Consider the following 16,888-nt stretch of genomic DNA (forward strand, 5'->3'; position numbering starts at 1 on the left):
TTCACAGCCTGGCGCTGTCTAGTTAGCCAATCTTTGCAGTTCATTGTATGAAAACGTACGAAACTTCCGAGGAAGGAAGCTGCGGATTTCATCCTCGTTAAAGCCGACCTGCAGTCTTTTTTCATCCAGAATAATCGGTCTGCGCAGCATTTGCGGGTTATCAATAATTAATTGATATAACTCTTTCAGCGGCATGGAATCTATATTCACGTTCAGTTCCTTGTAAGCCTTTGATTTAGTTGAAATAATCTCCTCAGTCCCATTCTCAGTAAGGCGAAGAATTGATTTTATTTCATCTACTGTAAGCGGCTCAGTTACAATGTTCCGTTCCACATATTCGATTTGATGTTCCTCAAGCCAAGCACGTGCTTTCCGGCAGGAACCGCAGCTGGATGATAAAAATAAATTCACCATTAAAAACACTCCCTCGATTGTTAATGATATTTTATAAATGTAATATTTTTTTTTACAGTTAATATTCAAGAGTAACTATTTTTCTTTCCTCAAAGGATATACTGTAATGATAATCATTACAGTTAAAAAAGTCAAGACCTCTTATATACAAAAAGGGCTTTCGAATTTACTTATTTGAAAGCCCTTATTCAGCATTATTCAGCTGTATTCAATTCATAATGATAAAATTGTTCATCACGCTTAAATCCCATTTTTTCATAAAGACTTTGAGCAGAGGAATTATCAGGAGCAGTACTGAGGATGATACTCACCGCCCCTGTTTCATCAGCAAGCACTTTCGCTTTGTCTATAAGCTTTTCCCCTATTCCCTGCTTCCTCGCCTCTGCATCAACATACAAGTCATTCAAGATCCAGGCCTTTTTCATAGATATTGATGAAAAAGTCGGGTAAAGCTGAGTGAAGCCAAGATACTTACCTTCATTTCGCACCACAAATATGACAGAATCTTGTTTTGTTAAGCGTTCTTTTATGTACCCAGCTGCCGCTTCTGTATTCGCTGCTTGTTTATAAAACACACGGTATAAATTAAATAAAGCGGACACTCCTTCTAAATCATCCAGTGAAGCTTGATAGATCTCCATCTTCGTTACCACCCTTTCTTCTATAATATTAATAATATTTATAAACACCAAAATAAAATAGCCCTAATTTCTTAGGGCACCAAGATATTTTTTATTTCCCGCTCCACCGAAAGAACCTCACTGCAAGAACAACAGACACAATAGAAATCCCCATCAGTACAGCCGCCTCAAATCCATATTCTGTAATAGGTGCTTCCGTCCATGTCCCTCTCAGCAATTGAATCACGTAATAAAGCGGAAGAACTTTAGCTGCGTATTGAAGAACCGTCGGCATCATCTCAAGCGGAAAGGTCGCTCCTGAGAGGAAAAGCATCAGGTTCAGAAACAGTGAACTGATTGCTGCTGCCGATTGTGTATTTTTAGCCAGCGATGTCAGGAATAAAGCAAACGGAAAAAAAGCAAGGATGCTGATCAGTAATGATAACAGCGTACTGCCGATATAAACCGGCAGAGTAAGGTCATAAAGAAGCATGCCAAAGACCATGAGAAGCAAAGCGGATATGGCAAAGATAACGGTCCCTTGAAAGGTATGGGCGGCGAGTATTTTCCATGGCTGCAGCGGTGTTGACTGATACCTTCTCAATACACCTGTTTCCCGATAATTGGTCAAAACGGTTCCGAGCGTAAAAAAGGATGTGGTTACGATGTTGACGCCTATCCATGAAGGAACAAAATATTCCGCAAAAGCCTTTTGGCTCATGTTGTTCCCGACAAACATGGAACCGAACAGCCAAATCATCACTACCGGGAAAAGGAAAGTCCAAAACACGCTCAGACGGTCTCTAAAAAACATTTTCGTTTCAAGACCGGCAAGTTTTACGATTGCGTTCATCCGATTTTCTCCTTTTCTACGTATTGGACAAATAAATCATCGAGTGATCCCTTCTCAAACTTGAAGTCCGATAGAGTTATTCCCTTTTCCTGGCAGTGAGTGAAAATGTGATAAGCTGTTGTCTGCTGATCATCACAGTACACTTTGTATTCGTCCAGATTATTTTCAACTCGTTCAACACCAGGGAGAGATTGTAGATATTCACGGCTAAGTCCTGCACTCTTAAAGGCCAGACAGTCTGCCGTCCCTTCATTCAGCAATTCATGTGGTGTATTCAGGGCTTTCAATTGACCGCTGTAGATCATTGCCACCCGATCACAAAGCTGCTCAGCTTCCTCCATATAGTGTGTGGTTACCACAATGGTGCTGCCCCTATCTCTTAACAGCCTGATCAAAGACCACATTTCTCTCCTTGCTGAAGGGTCCAGTCCCATGCTCGGTTCATCGAGAAAAAGGATTTCCGGTTCATGCAGGGTGGCTAAGGCAAGCGTTACCCGCTGTTTCCAGCCGCCTGATAAATCATCGAACTTTACGTTCATTTTTTCGTTTAAATCAAGCAAGTCTATTAAATAGTCTTTTTGCGTCTGACCTTCGTAAAAGGAAGAAAAGAGATCCAGTGCTTCTTTTACTTTCATTTTCTTCTGAATGGATGTGGCTTGAAACTGCACGCCGATTTTCTTATTTAATTCACGGAGCTGCTTGCTTGGCACAAGTCCAAGCACTTCGACCTCTCCCCCGCTTGGAATAGAAATTCCTTCAAGTATTTCAAGTGTTGTCGTTTTTCCTGCGCCGTTTGGCCCGATAATCCCAAAGATCTCACCTTTGTAAACAGTGAAAGAAAGATTTTTCACTGCCCGGGTGGCACCAAAATTTTTAGATAAATTTTTAACAGAAATGACGCTTTCCATTCGAATCCTCCTAGCATTCTACTCAATGCATTCCAAATCTTCATTTAACTTTTTTGATACGTTTTTAAAGTACAGATAAAAACCCACCCACATAATTGAATAAATTAAAACTGAAATTGCCAGGTATATGAAAAAGTGGGTGACACTAAGAGGAATCCAGCCAATAAAAAGACCTAATGCGAAGTAGACAATCGTGACCGTCAGAAAATGCAGCGCTGTCTGCATAGGCAGGCGAAGGGAGCGAATTTCAAAATAAAGTGGAGTGACGGTAAACAGCCAGCAGCAAAAAATTGAACCCAATGCATTTTTAATAAAAAGCTGTCCGTCTAATGTAGATTGATCGCCAAAAGAAACTAAACAAATGGCTGCCGCTGTAGCAATGAATCCCCCAAATAATATGCCAATCATGCTTCGAAACAAAAATGTTTTCACTTTGTTTCCCTCCTGTTCCTTTTCAATATATCTTTTATCCGGCCGACATAATGGCGTGAAGCATACTCCTTCTCCCCTGATTTGAAGTGGACACATAGTGTTCCGTTAAAAGATGGCTCGAAATGGCTCATGGCGTAAAGGTTGGCTATGACAGACTTGGATATCCTGATAAACCTGTGGGATGGGAGAGATTGTTCAAGTTCATACAATTTTTCTTTCACCTTAAAAATTCCTTCTGAAGTGGCTGCTGTAACTGCGTCGCCTTCTGATCGGAAGTAGTGGACTTCATCAGGCTTAAATAAGTGCTGGTTCTCTCCATCCTTCCCGACAATTAAGCCGGTATCATTCTTCTTGAGATACTCGAGGATTTCCTGGATGGCAGGGGTGATTTCTTTACAATGGATAGTCACAGAGGTTTCTTCATTGTGCGGATCGATGTCTAGCAGGATTTTCATGCAGCTGACTCCTCCTCTCTAAACTTTATAGATTTAGTATAGGTGGCTAATTTCCATTTGTCACCAGCATAAAGGCGACACGCCGGATGGGGACGGTAAGTGGCATTTAATCACGTCCGTCCTGCAGGCATAAAAAAACCTGAACCACTAAGGATCCAGGCGTTTTCTTGATTTTAACCGGCGCTGATGGCCGTGGAACTGCTTGAACGTGTTTAAATTTCTACATCTGCCCGATGAGGCATACAAGTCAGCGAAATAAAGGATTCTGCCCAATCTTCATCTGTATCTAAATCCGCCAAATATAAATGCCAAGAGCAGCTAATCCGATAAAAATAATAACCACATATATTAAGGTTAAATTGGTTGTGTTCTGTTTTGTTGAATTTTCGTAGTTCTCATCAGCCTTGCCTGTCAGCAGCAAAGTCGCAACCACAGCAAAAATTAAGATGACCAGAATCAGACCAAGCATTATTCCCACACTGCACACCTCTTCTTTTACATTTTAAGAACTTCCATAGCTTAATAATATCGTAAACTAACAAATAATTAACCATCAATTTGATTTTAATCGGCTTTAAGCGGCAAAGTACTATCCCATGCTCAAAGGGATTCATTATTATATCCTGGAGATAGCTTTTGGAGCCAGCAGTTTACCAACCGTTTTTTCCATAACATTCCCCTATGTATGGCGATACTTTCATTATAATAGCTGGCAAGAAAAAATATAAAAAAATTATGTTACTATTATCAAAGACTCATTTTTGAGGGAGATAAAGATGAAGAAAATTATTAGATTACTCATGGGAATAGGCTTTCTTATTTACCTGCTTGTATTAACGATACTGCTCTTTTTCATGTCGAGAGGATTCTGGTCAGACATGCCATTAATCGAATATATGAAGCAATCCTCAAACCTGGTGCCTTTTAAAACCATTGAAGGGTATCTATTGGCTATGGCCAATGAAAGCATGAATCTAATCATTCCAATAAAAAACCTTGCCGGCAATGTGGCTGCATTTTTGCCAATGGGAATTTTCCTGCCCTATTTTATTAAAAGGCTTAACAAGCTTAAACCATTTGCTTTTGCCATGAGTGTAATGATAGTTAGTGTGGAGATAATCCAGCTGGTCACAAGAAGAGGCAGTTTGGATATTGATGACTTTATTCTAAATATTATCGGAGCGTTAGTAGGGTTTGGTTTATGGAAAGCGATGACAGCCCGGAAAGCAAAGAAAAAAGTAGTGAACGTATAATCAATGCCTGTCTAACTGGTTTAGACAGGCATTTTCATCACCATGTTTTTTTAAGAATTAAGCTAAACAGCAGCAGTCCATTTATGGCCAGCATAATTACTGCCACTATAATTAAAAGGGCAATATCAGGCGCAAAGACAGAGATGGAATGCCAAGGAGAAGATGTGGTAAATGTGAAAAGAGGGATTAACATTGCTGACAGGCCAATAAATAGCAAACCTAAGAAAAGTCCTGTTCCCTTTTTAAAATATTTCCGGGTTCTGAATCTTTTCACTAAAAATATTGATAGTATAACCAGCAGCAGGATACATCCCAGCATAATGTATTGTATAGTCACACTATGATTAGGTACTTTTTCAGGCTCATCGTCATTTAATAGACTAATAATATGCTCCTTCAGATAATAAAGTCCATCTTCCTCTAATATATGATTCTTATTTGTCAGAATCACACCGCCCCAGCTGGTTCCCGGAATGTAAAAGACTTCAGCATGCGAATCAGGGGTCGAACCCGAATGCCAGATCATTTCTTTGGGAGTATCCGGGCCCGATATGCGGATTCCTAAACCATAATAACGGTCTTCTCCTGTTTGGACCTGCGGTGTCTTAAATAAATCCAAAGTTTTATCACTGATAAAATGATCCGGTCCATTCCCACTCAATAATTTTAAAAATTGGACCATATCTGCAGAACTGGCAGTAATGTAGCCGTATGGTGCCCCGGCGTTATCATAGGCTACGGAACTTTTCACCGGAAATCCAAACCAGGATTGATAACCGCTCAGATAGCCCTTCTCATAAGCACCCTCTTTATTGGCCGCAGCATATTTCATCCCTAAGGGCTCAAAAATCTGCTGTTCCATGTACTCGGCATAGGACATTCCAGTCAGTTCTTCAATCATCGCACCCAAGATTAAGAAATTGGCATTGCTGTATAGATGCTTTTCACCAGGTGCAGCAGTCAGTTCAACTTCTGACAATTTCTTGACTTGATTCTTAATAGCATCACTGCCAGTTAATTCTTTATCAGATAGTGCCAACCCATCATAGGTGCTAAAACCGCTTGTCTGCGCTAGCAATTGCGTCACTGTTATTTCGGCAGCTTTCCCATTTTTCAGTGTCAGCCAGGGAAGATATTCTTGAATGCTGGCATTCAGGCGGATGGTTCCATTGTCAGCTAATTTCATAATGGCCATTGCCGTTAATGATTTGCTTATGGAGCCAATTGTAAAAGGAGTTTGTTCTGTAACCTCCTCCTCTGATTCTCCAGTAACCCCCCATGATTTTGAAAAAAACAGTTCATTATTATGGACGAGGGCAACTGAAGCCCCTGGAACTCGATAGTCTTTCAGGTAATCCTTAATTGCCTTCTCTATTTTTGCTTCGATGTCTTCTTCAGCTGAAGCCGAATTTTCAGGCAAATAACTAAATGAAGTGAACAAGATAAGAACTAATATTATTTTTAATAAACTGGACGGCAAGACTGCCATATAACCTCTCCCTCTACCAATGTCCTTGATTCAACGGTTTGTCCTGTTGCTGGAATGCTAAAAATATCTATAGGTACTTTCCCTTTCATGATTTCATCTTACCTGTATTTGGAAATATCAATAATGAGCCTCAGCATTATTTTCAATTAGGACTTGAGATGTAATAGAAGATCGGACTCTTTTCATCAAGATGGATAATTTAGAGGATGATTGGTAAATTCGGAGGGTGAATACGGCCAAGCGCACTTTACAAGCTGGGTTTCAGGAGATGGGAGCTATAGCAGACTTGGTCAGGCTATATTAAGTACAAATAAGAGCTGCTATCTAATAAAGGATAAGACTTATAATCTTATCCCCGTTACTTCCTTATCTATTAATGAAGGTAATTCTAAAATGGATTTTAAATTAGGACTTTTTTTATAAGGCAGCATATCAATGCTTCCAATTTTAGTAGCAACATCATACTCTCCAATAATGGTGTCTAATAATATAAAGGCAGCATTTTCCCATTCTTCAAAATCAGAATCATATCCTCTGAGATATAGAACAATGTCTAAAGTATCACCATTTTTTCTGTAAGTGAAATAGACATCATCAGGCCCTAAACTTATATCCTCATATTCTATAGTGGATATATCATCAACAGCACTTTTTTGGCGAAAGGCAATTATTTTAAAGCCTTCAAGCTGGGGTGCATTTTCAACAAGGCCAATGACGTCTGGAAAGGCAGATAAGATGCCATCAGCGCTTATTATAAACTCTCTCTTTCCTTCTATAAGATCTGCACTAAATTCAAATGCTAAATCTTCATTTATCTTAGATAACTGTTTACTTAGTTTGTTGAACAATGAATTTAAATTTCCTTCTTCTAATAGATAATAGCCTTGTGAATTCTTTTCAAACCAAGTCCAGAAGTCAGTAACTGTATAGTTTCTTCCAAAGATTTTTTTGAACATAGTGTCCATCCTTTATGAGTAATTTTAATAATTATAGTCAAAGAAAAGTTAAATTTAAATCAAAATTTTGGAAACATTAGAAAGAGATTCTTTAACTGAAACTAAAATACCACTAAGAATTATTCTAAGATTGATTCAGTAAAATTTTGGGTACATTAAAATCATCATCTAGACCAAGGAGGACTTTATGAAACTGAATCTTATAATCTCGGCATCTCTATCTGCATTATTGCTTACAGCCTGCAATGATGACAAAGTAGAAAATCCGCCTGAAAATGCACCTGCTGAAAACCAAAATAATGTGACTTCCAATGAGGCTGCATTTAATTTTACGAATTTCGATCTTGAGGTGGAATACAAGGACAATAAAACCATTGATGTGGATTATGAAAATGAAAAAAACGGAATGGAGGCGGCATATCAGGATGACCTTGCTGATCAGAATTTAACATCGGATGAAGCGATGGAGAAGCTGACTCCCATTTTTGAGGGGCTGTCGTTTGATCAAAATACAGAAGATCAAGAGGTCATTAACCAGGTAAAGAACGCATTTTCAGTAGAAGACAATTACCAAAAATTCGAATTGGAAGTAAAATTCCCAGATGGGACGGAAAAAGAATATTCAGAAACGAAAACTCAATAAAAATCAGATGAGCTCAAAAGCATGCCTTTTGAGCTCATTTGACGTGCAGACCAGCTTCTCACTCACCAAAATCTGCTGTATTAGTTTATTTCGACGTATTTTCCCAAGTCTTTTGTTTACCTCAACATATACAAGTCTTCCGCTTAAGCCCGACCCGTCCCTTTGATTCCACCTTTTCAATATATTCCTTGGCTAAAGGCACTTTACAGGCTGTCTTTCCGACATCCACATGCACTTTTCCGATATGTTCAGCAACTTTCTTTGCCTCTTCATTCAATTCAGGTACATAAGTGCCTATTGAGATAACAAAGCCGTTCATCACATACCTTACTCGGTTTCTTTCTTCATGAATGGTATTTTTAACTTGTGTCAATAATGCTTTTATTTCACTTATATCAAGCTCATTATCAGGTGTAATCGATACATAATTTGAATACGTGTTCCAGCCGCAGACCGAAACCATTTCATCCTCGGATTTGATCCACTCCCGGGCCAATTCAAGAGCATACTCACTTTCCGCGGCCACCTGGGCAACTGTATACTCCGCAGCCATGTACCAATATGCCTTTTCAGCCCATCCCTGTAAAGTCTCTTTTGTCATTAGCTTCGGATTGACAGATAGTCCAGCCAGATACATTGCATCATGATTCCCTGACTCATATAATTGAAGTGCCAGCTCTTGATCCTTCTTAACAAACTTCACCAGCTTTTTCAAATCTCCAACCCTCACACCAAAAATAGGCTCCTTCGCCCCGTGATTCATAAAAGTCTTCTTCGTCTGCTCTGTACCAAGCTCCTCAAGCCTTTGCATGATTTCTTCATAAGTCATGATCCTCACCCTTTCAACCAGATGCTTCCTATACATTATTGGCCTAGAGCCTTTACTTTAAGCCGAATTTTATTCATAGTTGCTGCAATCAGCCTGCATGGTCATTACTCTGTATATTTAACCCTCACCGTAGTATTCAGCAAAATAGTTGAATCCATATTTTCTAACTAAATAGTTTCTCAACTTTCCTTGAGTCGCTTTTTCTACAGGAGGTTCCGTTAATGTATAAGCTTTAGCATTCAACTCAGCAAACCTATCCCGATCCACCTCATTATGAAAGTCGTCTTCAATAATCCCTGAACCGATGGCAGCTGCAGGATATCCGCTGAAAAAGACGTGGGTTCTTAATGCCATGTTTGGGGTTGAATGAAGCAGGATAATCAGTACTCCCAAAATCGCTAATGGTATTAGTTTTTTCATAAGTGCTCCTTTAAGCGCTCACTCCTGCTTCTTTATCCAGCCAAAATAGAAAGAAGTCCAAACCGTTCGATTATAAATAGGAGAACAGCCGTGAGTGGAATAACCCTTATGCGCTGAAAATGATTTTTAGGCAAAACAATCCACAAAAATACTGCTAACAGCAAAATAAAACCTTGTGGGATGGAGTAAGTATAGATAAAGCTAAAGCTTTCCCCAATAAGCAGGCTAATCGGCATAGCAGCACAAACCGCTGCAAGCCACCCCTCCCCTCTCGCAAACCATACAGCATAGCCGCAAATAGGAGAAAACAAGGCAATGCCTCCCCAAAAGATAAATTGGGATTTAGGAAAAAATCCGAACAGAATCATAGAATACAAATAGTAAGCCGACAGCATTGCAATAAAGAATACTAAAACATGCAGACCAGCAGCCTTTGGCGTTCGGCTCCAGGCTGCAAGCAAAGAAGCCGCTGCTATCCAGAATCCCAGGCCAGAGCCAATTAAGCCCAAAACTGTGCCGTCTGTATATTTTGCAAGCAATCCTAACAAAGCTCCCGCCAGGAATATGGCCAAAACCATTCCCATTTTCCGTTTTAATGCCCATTGTTCTTTATTTTCAGTTCTAACATACTCCGGACCTTTTATCAGCACATTTCATAAGCCTCCTATCCACTAGCCACCGAGCTAAATAGAACTGCATACAAAATAAAATAAACTATATATAGGGTATTCAGGCTGAACTTTTCAGCAGCAGTTATTAATTTTCTTTTAACAAACGGATTATGAATCAATTTCACCACTGCCCAGAAAATCGGAATGCTGAAAACGAGAAAAAGCAATAGATTCCCTATAAAATTATATGCTGCAAGGAACAATACAGCTGAACAACTTATGCTCATCAAGTTCATTAATGGGAAAACATCAGTCTTTTGCTTCATAAACGTATCCTGGGCCTTCTTCTTAAATGGTGCTTTATTCTCTTTGAAAATGAATTCCAGCCCGGATAAACGATCAGGCAGCGGTCTTTCAAAAGGCATTTTTTTCACCATAACTCCTCCTCAGTGCTATTGATAATTTTTAAAATACTGCCCCTCTTGAAAGATCTCTTCCGCTCTCAAGGCTGTCCACTCTTCCGGTGCAGTATCCGGATGCAGCTTGAGATACGACTCGACCATTTTGTAGCCTTCACTGTATCCGTAATGACGCGGAAGCTCACCGCCGCCCATAATAATTTGGCTGGATCGATATCCGTCCACCTTATCTAAGTCCTTTTCAATCTTGGACCAATAGGTTTTATTAAAACTTTGATTAATGGAAGTAAGCTGCCGAAGATCAGAATAAACCAGCTTTTCAAACATGACTGCTTTTCCTTCAAAGATTAGATTATCCAGAACTGTAAAGTCCAGATTCCCATCCAGATATTCTTCAGTCCAAACACTATGATGGTATTCATGAGCAATACCCATCCTAATCGTTTCCTCGGTATAATACTTATTATAGAAAACAGTTATTTTCCCGGCTCCAACGTTGACCATAAGAGGTGTATCCTCCGACAGTTCAACAGGAAATACACAAACAGCCGTTTCTTTCTTGCCCGGTAAAATATCTGATGACTTAAGCAGGGCTTCTCTAATAATCTTATTTGTTTGATCTTCATCAATCTTTTCAATAACACCCTTTATTTCTTTAAGACTTTCAGGTTCACTATCCAGGATGGAATCTGCCATATGTAAGTATTCGCCACTTTTGAAACAATCGTCATAAACAGGAGAAATGACTTCATCTTTATAGATTGAATACTTTGAGCTGTTCTGCTCCTTTTCCACTTTATCCAAATAACCGCTGAATAGCTTATATGCATTAACAATCTTGAACCTCTGTTTTGTCTCTGGATGTTCAAAAGAGTAAATAACCTTATCCTCACCTGCAGGCTCATTATCGTGCTCCGCACTTGATTCCTCTTTTTCAGAACAGGCAGCCAATGTAAACAGCATGACCATCAGCAGCACACCTGTCCTCAAAAGTGAAATTCTCTTCAAATATATCCCTCCATTTCAATTAAATATTTTTCATAATTTATTGTATTCTTCAGAATCTTTCATATCAATCTCCTAAAATTTATACTTAGAACCTCACTTGTTTTTGTCTACTATTATTATCTGGTGTTTCTTCGTATGAAATCTCACTTCTCAATTCAAGCTTATGGGGTTTCTTGCTGCTGCCTCTAGCCAGCCCATTGTCCAAGTCATCGATTGGGGTAAAGTTGCTGTTTGAGATGCCTCTTCTGAACTTGAACATCCGAAAAAGAATAAAGACCAACAAGCCTATTACAGCAATTAACAAAATATAGCGCACTTCAGCCACCTCATCTCCGTTATTTCTTAAGCAGCCAAGTAACAAAAAATATCCCGCTTGCTATAAATAATAAAAGTAAAAGCAGAATTAGTCCTGGGACACCAATATTTGCTAACATATGTACCTCCTTAGAAAAATACAAGTTTAAAACTAACCTTTTTCACTTATTAAATATATGAATTTTCAACAAAATCCAAAAACAGTAAAAAGCACCCATGAATATTTGTTGCATTTTTTCATAAAAAAGGATAATTTTAATTCATAAAGAATAAAATGTTACATCCATGAAAAGAGAAAACGAGAAAGAACGTTATGAAAAAAGGGGATTGAAACTTATGCAAAAGTATAGAAGGAGAAACACGCCAGCTTTTACATTTTTGGCCTACTTTACATTGATTGCCGGTGTTGGTTTATTTCTAATCGGCCTCTATAATGCCGAAATGCAGCTCAACGAGAAAGGTTATTATATTGCGGTCATGCTTCTGGTTGCAGTTGGGTCCATTCTGACTCAAAAGGTGACACGGGATAATGCTGAAGATGCAGAAATCCTTGCAGAGCAAGAGCGCAGATCAGCTAAAATTGATCAATAAATAAGAACACATGAGTTGAAGAAATAAGTGCCTGATAAGTTGACAGGCACTTATTTTTCTACTCCATTAAGCGGAATTTCATACTCGTGCAGCACTTCGTAAAATGCCCTTCTCTTGGCATACCAGTCAGCATGCAAATTCATCACAATTTTTTTATCCCCTTCTAAAACAATCTCAAGCTGAGCCGGCACCCCTCTCATGTTTAGCTGGGTGACTGAAACCACCTCTTCCCAAGGATAACTATCAATAGCTCTTACATCTGATGCGCTATTTATATGTATCCCTTTTTCATCCACATAGGTGTACACATCGAAAGACATATAGAATATGAGAAGAGACAGGCTTAATAAGAAACCAGCTGCTAAAGTCAGCCGCTTTGAGGACTTAACTTCCCTGGAATACAGAAAAACCCCAACCACAGCGAACAAAAGAAAAAATCCTGCACTAAAAATTACATATGAAAGTTTATTGGTGCTAAATGCCAGGAAGAATGGAGGATGAAAGTAGAATTTATGAATGAAGTTAACGCAAATGATGCTGATGGGAATTACGCTTAACACGTAAATCAGTCCTAGACTGAATATCTTTGGTATTAAACCTTTTTCATGAGCAAGCTGGATAGGACTTCACCCCTTCACCTTTACCTTATATTACCATATTCGTATATAAAAGTAAGATGAATTTATAAATAAAAACAAAAAAATATCCGCAGATGAGCAGGACGGTTGATTAATAAAAATTTCTGCAGTATATTAATTGACATATCAATCATTGACCTATCAATTATCTAAAAAGGCGGGGGATGCTGTGTTCAAATGTTCAAAGGAAGAAGAATTAATCGCGGCCCGGCTGTTTGAGCTCAGTAAGCAGACAATGCCGAAGTTTGAACGCTGTACAGGCATCAGCCAGTCGCGGCTTGAGATTCTCCGGGAGCTTTTTGAAGCGGAAGAAATTACACAGCGTGAGCTGCAGAAAAAAGTGAATATCGATCATGCTGCTGTCACAAGACATCTTAAGCAACTTGAAGAAAAAGGCATGGTGATCCGCAGGAAAAATCCTGAAGATAACCGCTTTACTTATGTCAGCCTGACTGAGGAAGGCAAAACGAAGATTGCTGCTTACTGTGAAGAAAAGCAGCATTTTATTTCCAAAATCCTGAACGGCTTTTCGGAGCTTGAGCGAAGCACACTATTAAATATGCTCACTCGCATCCAGGAAAATGTAGATAATATGTAATTTTTTCATCCAGAAAAAACATAAAGGAGAGTTCATCATGATAAAAACAACTATTAACGACTATAAAGAAATCGTCACAGGCCGCCGTTCCATCCGTAATTATGACCCAACTGTGAAAATCAGCAGAGAAGAAATGGCTCAAATCCTGGAAGAAGCCTCTTTAGCTCCTTCATCTGTAAACCTTCAGCCATGGCGTTTTGTAGTAATCGATTCACAAGAAGGCAAAGAAACACTGGCACCACTCGCAAAATTCAATCAACGTCAGGTAGAGACATCAGCAGCTGTTGTTGCCGTCTTTGTTGATATGAAAAGCGAAGCCTTCATTGAAAAAATTTATGATACTGCAGTTGAAAAAGGATACATGCCTGCTGATGTAAGAGACAAGCAGGTTCCAGCCATCAAAGGTTTAGCAGAAAATATGACATTCGAGCAAAAGAAAGAAATGAACCTGATTGATGCCGGTCTTGTATCCATGCAGCTAATGCTTGCAGCCCGCGCCCATGGCTATGATACTAATCCAATTGGCGGATATGAAAAAGACCGCATTGCCGAAGCCTTTGATTTGGACAAGGAACGCTACTATCCTGTCATGCTAATCTCCATCGGGAAAGCTGCTGATCAAGGCTACAAATCGGTCCGCCTGCCTGTTGAAGATATCACGGAGTGGAAATAACTCACAAAGGAGAAATGCAACATGATCATTATTCATGCTGGCTTCCAAATACAAACTGATAAAGAAGATGATTTTCTGGTTGAAATCCGTCCGCTGATTGAGGCTTCCAGAGCAGAAGAAGGCAATATCTCTTATGACCTTGTAAAAGATACAGAAAAAGCGGGGGCTTATACTATGGTGGAACTGTGGAAGGATATGGACGCTGTGAAGTTCCACAACCAGACTGAACACTTTACATCATTTACGGCAAAAGCACCTGAGTATTTTGCTGCCCCTCCTCAGGTGGAAGTATATGATGCGAAACCTGTAGATGAAAAATAAATGATAGACATAAAGACGCTTGGGAAAGAAGATTCCCAAGCGTTTTTTTAACGTTTTTAATCCTTTTGATTCTCTTTCTGGTCATGATAAGCGATTAGAATGACTTCTTCTCCCTTTTCATCACTTAAGCGTTTTTCCAGATTATGCACCTGCTGCAGATCCCCGTCGGACAAATTTGCAAATTGATATTCTTTATCCATTTTCAATCACCTTTCCGTTGTAAGATACCTAAAGTTTGTGTTTACCAAGCATTTTTATACACAGAAAAAGCCCGGGAATCTTCCCCGGACCTCATTCTTCCTATTTAATTCCCAAAATGGCAATTGTTATGACAGCCAGCACCAGGCTCAGCAGCAGTGACATGCCCCAATGCTTCTTTTCCGTCATCTTGAATAACACATTCATTACGGAACTGATTGCCAGAAAAAGAAAGAAAACAAATAAGAAAATCATAAATTCCATTATTTCTCAACCTGCCTTCTGCCCTGTTTTCGCAAGGAAATAAGACGAGCTTTCGATTATCAGACCTTAGCCTAAATCTTTCACAACCGCCATTTCCTTCCCAAAACGGTGACCTTGATCTTCAAACCCCAAACTTGCATAAAGCTGGTGCGCCCCAAGGTTTTCTGGATGGTAGCCTACTGCAAGTTTTTTCGCATTTGGCAGTTTCGCCATCTCTGAGATCATCAATTCCGTTGCTTTTTTGCCTATCCCCTTGCCTTGGTGCGCCTTATCAATCATAATCCGGTAAATCCAGTACGCATCCAATTCTTCTAAGTATGTATTAAACATTAAGAAGCCGACAGCTTTATCTTCCAAGTAAATCACATACGGTTTCAGCGCTGTTTCAAATTTAGATTGCGCAATGGAAACAGCATTTGGCTCCATATAGGCTCTTTGTTCCTCTGAAAGCTCTAATAAACAGCAGTCATACCAATTGTCTGCGGTAACTTCTTCAATTTTCACTTTGCCAGTATTCAAAATATATTTCCCCTTTTCTCATTTTTGGGGAAACGCTGTTATTAATTAGGCGTTCTCCCCTTATTTTGATCCATAATAACTAAAGTTTTATTTAGCATATTGAACGCCTCCTTTTACCAAATTGTCAGAAAAAAAAAGACCCACTCATTATACTATATTATTCCAGTAAATGCGCACATCAGAATATAGTTATTTTTTTTATGGAAAGGCCATATATAATATATTGATTCAGCAAAAAAAGGGGAGGATGCGATCATATGCCAGCGAAGCAAATTCGTTTACGGAGAATTCAAAGCCTTGCTCACGACATTATGCTAGAAATGAACTCAAAGGAAGACCCTAAGAAGAATGAATCATACAGAACAGTCATTGATCACCTATCACGTGCGATTGGGGAACTATCTGATCCATCGGGTGATTATTCATTGGATTATGTAGAAGAAAAAGTAGGCACTGCCCATTATAAAATCTTTAAAAACATGAAAAAACTGACTCCACTTCGAAAAACAAAAGAATCAGCATGGTAAATTTTTTTGAATGAAACTGATAATTATTATCAATAATAAATAGCAGGGAGGTAACCATTTCGGTTACCCTTTTGGCTTACATTTCCGGCTCAAACGTTTTACAGTCTGTTTCTTTGCTGTTGGACGCCTGCTTGCCTTTATGGCTGACAACATAAATAGCTTCTGCAGAGCACTTATTTCCCTGTTCCCAATAAGTGCAGTTATTTACTTCACAAAGAACATCTTTAGCCATGTATATCACCTCCTGGCCATATTTTCTTCAAATCAGGATGGTGATATACATGGCCCTTTATTTATTTGAATTCCATTCTTCCTTTAAAATCGCATAATAGTATTCATCCCACCACTCATCTCCATGTGGAATGCACTTTTTGAAAAAGCCTTCCCGCCTCATGCCGATTTTCTCCATCACACGGTAAGACGGCGGGTTCTCGGGCTGGCAGGTTGCGATAATTCTGTGCAGGCCAAGCTTTTCGAAGCCATATTTCAGAACAGCATATGCTGCTTCTGATGCATAGCCTTTATTATAAAACTTCGGATTGAATACCCAGCCAATTTCATATGTATGATTACCAAAATACTTATGAAATCCTATATGGCCGATCAGAATATCCCCTTCTATAAAAACAGGGAAATGGTCAGCTTTCTCTATATTTTTGCGGATAAACTCTTTTGCCGCTTCTTCTGTAAATACACTTTCCGGAATGTATCTCATCACTTCCGAATTTGATGTATACTCATAAACTGCCTGCCAGTCTTCTGATTTAAACTTACGGATTATTAGCCTCTCTGTTTTAAGCTCCATTTCTTAACCCCTATTCAGCTGTTTTCATCCTATGTATGTTCGTTGATTTCAGCCGTATTTCCTTTAAAATTTACTGAGCGCACAGAAGTTTTCCCGGCACACCTTTTATTCGAAAAATACTGGTCCATT

General features: G+C 39.2%; 28 protein-coding genes. 7 read left to right on the forward strand and 21 right to left on the reverse strand.

Annotated features, from left to right (window positions below):
- Positions 1 to 18: 18 nt before the first annotated feature.
- The 7 genes from spxA to LLY41_RS20395 all read right to left on the reverse strand — a co-directional run bounded on the left by spxA (position 19) and on the right by LLY41_RS20395 (position 4,151).
- Positions 19 to 414: a transcriptional regulator SpxA gene (gene spxA, locus LLY41_RS20365; RefSeq protein WP_095245815.1), complete on the reverse strand. Its 396-nt coding sequence runs from the start codon at positions 412 to 414 to the stop codon at positions 19 to 21.
- Between the two features lie 194 nt (positions 415 to 608).
- Positions 609 to 1,055, reverse strand: a complete 447-nt coding sequence (locus LLY41_RS20370) for a GNAT family N-acetyltransferase (protein WP_095245816.1) — start codon at positions 1,053 to 1,055, stop codon at positions 609 to 611.
- A gap of 91 nt (positions 1,056 to 1,146) precedes the next feature.
- Positions 1,147 to 1,887: an ABC transporter permease gene (locus tag LLY41_RS20375; protein ID WP_095245761.1), complete on the reverse strand. Its 741-nt coding sequence runs from the start codon at positions 1,885 to 1,887 to the stop codon at positions 1,147 to 1,149.
- Positions 1,884 to 2,795, reverse strand: coding sequence for an ABC transporter ATP-binding protein (locus tag LLY41_RS20380; RefSeq protein WP_304586443.1), 912 nt, complete (start codon positions 2,793 to 2,795; stop codon positions 1,884 to 1,886). The genes LLY41_RS20375 and LLY41_RS20380 overlap by 4 nt, the downstream gene beginning before the upstream one ends.
- Positions 2,796 to 2,813: 18 nt before the next feature.
- Positions 2,814 to 3,227 (reverse strand): DUF3021 domain-containing protein, encoded by a 414-nt coding sequence (locus LLY41_RS20385; protein ID WP_304586444.1) that lies wholly within the window; start codon positions 3,225 to 3,227, stop codon positions 2,814 to 2,816.
- On the reverse strand, positions 3,224 to 3,682 hold the full coding sequence (locus LLY41_RS20390) for a LytTR family DNA-binding domain-containing protein (RefSeq protein WP_304586445.1): 459 nt from the start codon (positions 3,680 to 3,682) through the stop codon (positions 3,224 to 3,226). The genes LLY41_RS20385 and LLY41_RS20390 overlap by 4 nt, the downstream gene beginning before the upstream one ends.
- A 286-nt stretch (positions 3,683 to 3,968) precedes the next feature.
- On the reverse strand, positions 3,969 to 4,151 hold the full coding sequence (locus tag LLY41_RS20395) for a hypothetical protein (protein WP_304588072.1): 183 nt from the start codon (positions 4,149 to 4,151) through the stop codon (positions 3,969 to 3,971).
- 307 nt (positions 4,152 to 4,458) lie between these two features.
- On the opposite strand from LLY41_RS20395, the gene LLY41_RS20400 reads away from it, so the two are divergent.
- Complete coding sequence (locus LLY41_RS20400) at positions 4,459 to 4,935, forward strand: VanZ family protein (RefSeq protein ID WP_304586446.1); 477 nt, start codon at positions 4,459 to 4,461, stop codon at positions 4,933 to 4,935.
- Between the two features lie 37 nt (positions 4,936 to 4,972).
- Here the strand turns inward: LLY41_RS20400 and LLY41_RS20405 are convergent, their stop codons facing one another.
- Positions 4,973 to 6,424, reverse strand: a complete 1,452-nt coding sequence (locus LLY41_RS20405; RefSeq protein WP_304586447.1) for a serine hydrolase domain-containing protein — start codon at positions 6,422 to 6,424, stop codon at positions 4,973 to 4,975.
- A gap of 341 nt (positions 6,425 to 6,765) precedes the next feature.
- A complete protein-coding gene (locus tag LLY41_RS20410; RefSeq protein WP_304586448.1) occupies positions 6,766 to 7,380 on the reverse strand; it encodes a hypothetical protein in 615 nt (204 codons plus the stop codon).
- A 187-nt stretch (positions 7,381 to 7,567) separates the two neighbouring features.
- Here LLY41_RS20410 and LLY41_RS20415 point away from each other — a divergent pair, with 187 nt between their 5' ends.
- Positions 7,568 to 8,023 carry a YusW family protein gene (locus tag LLY41_RS20415; RefSeq protein WP_304586449.1) on the forward strand — a complete coding sequence of 152 codons (456 nt, stop codon included), beginning with the start codon at positions 7,568 to 7,570 and terminating at the stop codon, positions 8,021 to 8,023.
- Positions 8,024 to 8,144: 121 nt separating this feature from the next.
- Here LLY41_RS20415 and LLY41_RS20420 read toward each other — a convergent pair whose 3' ends face one another.
- From LLY41_RS20420 to LLY41_RS20445, 6 genes are all read right to left on the reverse strand, one after another.
- Positions 8,145 to 8,852 carry a DNA alkylation repair protein gene (locus LLY41_RS20420; RefSeq protein WP_304586450.1) on the reverse strand — a complete coding sequence of 236 codons (708 nt, stop codon included), beginning with the start codon at positions 8,850 to 8,852 and terminating at the stop codon, positions 8,145 to 8,147.
- 117 nt (positions 8,853 to 8,969) lie between these two features.
- The gene (locus tag LLY41_RS20425; protein WP_304586451.1) at positions 8,970 to 9,272 is read right to left on the reverse strand and encodes a hypothetical protein; all 303 of its coding nucleotides are present in this window, start codon (positions 9,270 to 9,272) and stop codon (positions 8,970 to 8,972) included.
- A gap of 32 nt (positions 9,273 to 9,304) precedes the next feature.
- Positions 9,305 to 9,922 (reverse strand): hypothetical protein, encoded by a 618-nt coding sequence (locus LLY41_RS20430; RefSeq protein ID WP_304586452.1) that lies wholly within the window; start codon positions 9,920 to 9,922, stop codon positions 9,305 to 9,307.
- Between the two features lie 14 nt (positions 9,923 to 9,936).
- Positions 9,937 to 10,320: a hypothetical protein gene (locus tag LLY41_RS20435; protein WP_304586453.1), complete on the reverse strand. Its 384-nt coding sequence runs from the start codon at positions 10,318 to 10,320 to the stop codon at positions 9,937 to 9,939.
- Between the two features lie 15 nt (positions 10,321 to 10,335).
- Positions 10,336 to 11,310: a DUF2268 domain-containing putative Zn-dependent protease gene (locus tag LLY41_RS20440; protein ID WP_304586454.1), complete on the reverse strand. Its 975-nt coding sequence runs from the start codon at positions 11,308 to 11,310 to the stop codon at positions 10,336 to 10,338.
- A gap of 85 nt (positions 11,311 to 11,395) precedes the next feature.
- A complete protein-coding gene (locus LLY41_RS20445) occupies positions 11,396 to 11,671 on the reverse strand; it encodes a hypothetical protein (RefSeq protein ID WP_304586455.1) in 276 nt (91 codons plus the stop codon).
- Positions 11,672 to 11,961: 290 nt separating this feature from the next.
- Here LLY41_RS20445 and LLY41_RS20450 point away from each other — a divergent pair, with 290 nt between their 5' ends.
- Positions 11,962 to 12,216, forward strand: a complete 255-nt coding sequence (locus LLY41_RS20450) for a YiaA/YiaB family inner membrane protein (protein ID WP_061793142.1) — start codon at positions 11,962 to 11,964, stop codon at positions 12,214 to 12,216.
- Positions 12,217 to 12,266: 50 nt separating this feature from the next.
- Here LLY41_RS20450 and LLY41_RS20455 read toward each other — a convergent pair whose 3' ends face one another.
- Positions 12,267 to 12,776 carry a hypothetical protein gene (locus tag LLY41_RS20455; protein ID WP_095245775.1) on the reverse strand — a complete coding sequence of 170 codons (510 nt, stop codon included), beginning with the start codon at positions 12,774 to 12,776 and terminating at the stop codon, positions 12,267 to 12,269.
- 247 nt (positions 12,777 to 13,023) lie between these two features.
- On the opposite strand from LLY41_RS20455, the gene LLY41_RS20460 reads away from it, so the two are divergent.
- The 3 genes from LLY41_RS20460 to LLY41_RS20470 are packed head-to-tail and all read left to right on the forward strand — an operon-like array spanning position 13,024 to position 14,446.
- Complete coding sequence (locus LLY41_RS20460; protein WP_095245776.1) at positions 13,024 to 13,452, forward strand: MarR family winged helix-turn-helix transcriptional regulator; 429 nt, start codon at positions 13,024 to 13,026, stop codon at positions 13,450 to 13,452.
- Positions 13,453 to 13,489: 37 nt separating this feature from the next.
- Positions 13,490 to 14,125, forward strand: a complete 636-nt coding sequence (locus tag LLY41_RS20465) for a nitroreductase family protein (protein ID WP_304586456.1) — start codon at positions 13,490 to 13,492, stop codon at positions 14,123 to 14,125.
- A gap of 21 nt (positions 14,126 to 14,146) precedes the next feature.
- Positions 14,147 to 14,446, forward strand: a complete 300-nt coding sequence (locus tag LLY41_RS20470; RefSeq protein ID WP_304586457.1) for a putative quinol monooxygenase — start codon at positions 14,147 to 14,149, stop codon at positions 14,444 to 14,446.
- A 56-nt stretch (positions 14,447 to 14,502) separates the two neighbouring features.
- Here LLY41_RS20470 and LLY41_RS20475 read toward each other — a convergent pair whose 3' ends face one another.
- The 3 genes from LLY41_RS20475 to LLY41_RS20485 form a co-directional block, all read right to left on the reverse strand.
- Complete coding sequence (locus tag LLY41_RS20475) at positions 14,503 to 14,646, reverse strand: hypothetical protein (protein ID WP_304586458.1); 144 nt, start codon at positions 14,644 to 14,646, stop codon at positions 14,503 to 14,505.
- 100 nt (positions 14,647 to 14,746) lie between these two features.
- On the reverse strand, positions 14,747 to 14,908 hold the full coding sequence (locus LLY41_RS20480) for a hypothetical protein (protein ID WP_304586459.1): 162 nt from the start codon (positions 14,906 to 14,908) through the stop codon (positions 14,747 to 14,749).
- Between the two features lie 66 nt (positions 14,909 to 14,974).
- Positions 14,975 to 15,427: a GNAT family N-acetyltransferase gene (locus tag LLY41_RS20485; protein WP_304586460.1), complete on the reverse strand. Its 453-nt coding sequence runs from the start codon at positions 15,425 to 15,427 to the stop codon at positions 14,975 to 14,977.
- 257 nt (positions 15,428 to 15,684) lie between these two features.
- Here LLY41_RS20485 and LLY41_RS20490 point away from each other — a divergent pair, with 257 nt between their 5' ends.
- Positions 15,685 to 15,954: a hypothetical protein gene (locus LLY41_RS20490; RefSeq protein WP_095245780.1), complete on the forward strand. Its 270-nt coding sequence runs from the start codon at positions 15,685 to 15,687 to the stop codon at positions 15,952 to 15,954.
- A 76-nt stretch (positions 15,955 to 16,030) separates the two neighbouring features.
- Here LLY41_RS20490 and LLY41_RS20495 read toward each other — a convergent pair whose 3' ends face one another.
- Together LLY41_RS20495 and LLY41_RS20500 are read right to left on the reverse strand one after the other, a co-directional pair.
- Entirely contained in the window at positions 16,031 to 16,186 is a 156-nt protein-coding gene (locus LLY41_RS20495) for a DUF1540 domain-containing protein (protein WP_095245781.1), read from the reverse strand.
- 57 nt (positions 16,187 to 16,243) lie between these two features.
- The gene (locus LLY41_RS20500) at positions 16,244 to 16,759 is read right to left on the reverse strand and encodes a GNAT family N-acetyltransferase (protein WP_304586461.1); all 516 of its coding nucleotides are present in this window, start codon (positions 16,757 to 16,759) and stop codon (positions 16,244 to 16,246) included.
- Between the last annotated feature and the right edge of the window lie 129 nt (positions 16,760 to 16,888).

The organism is Cytobacillus firmus (genome assembly GCF_023612095.1).
Classification (GTDB): Bacteria; Bacillota; Bacilli; order Bacillales; family Cytobacillaceae; genus Cytobacillus.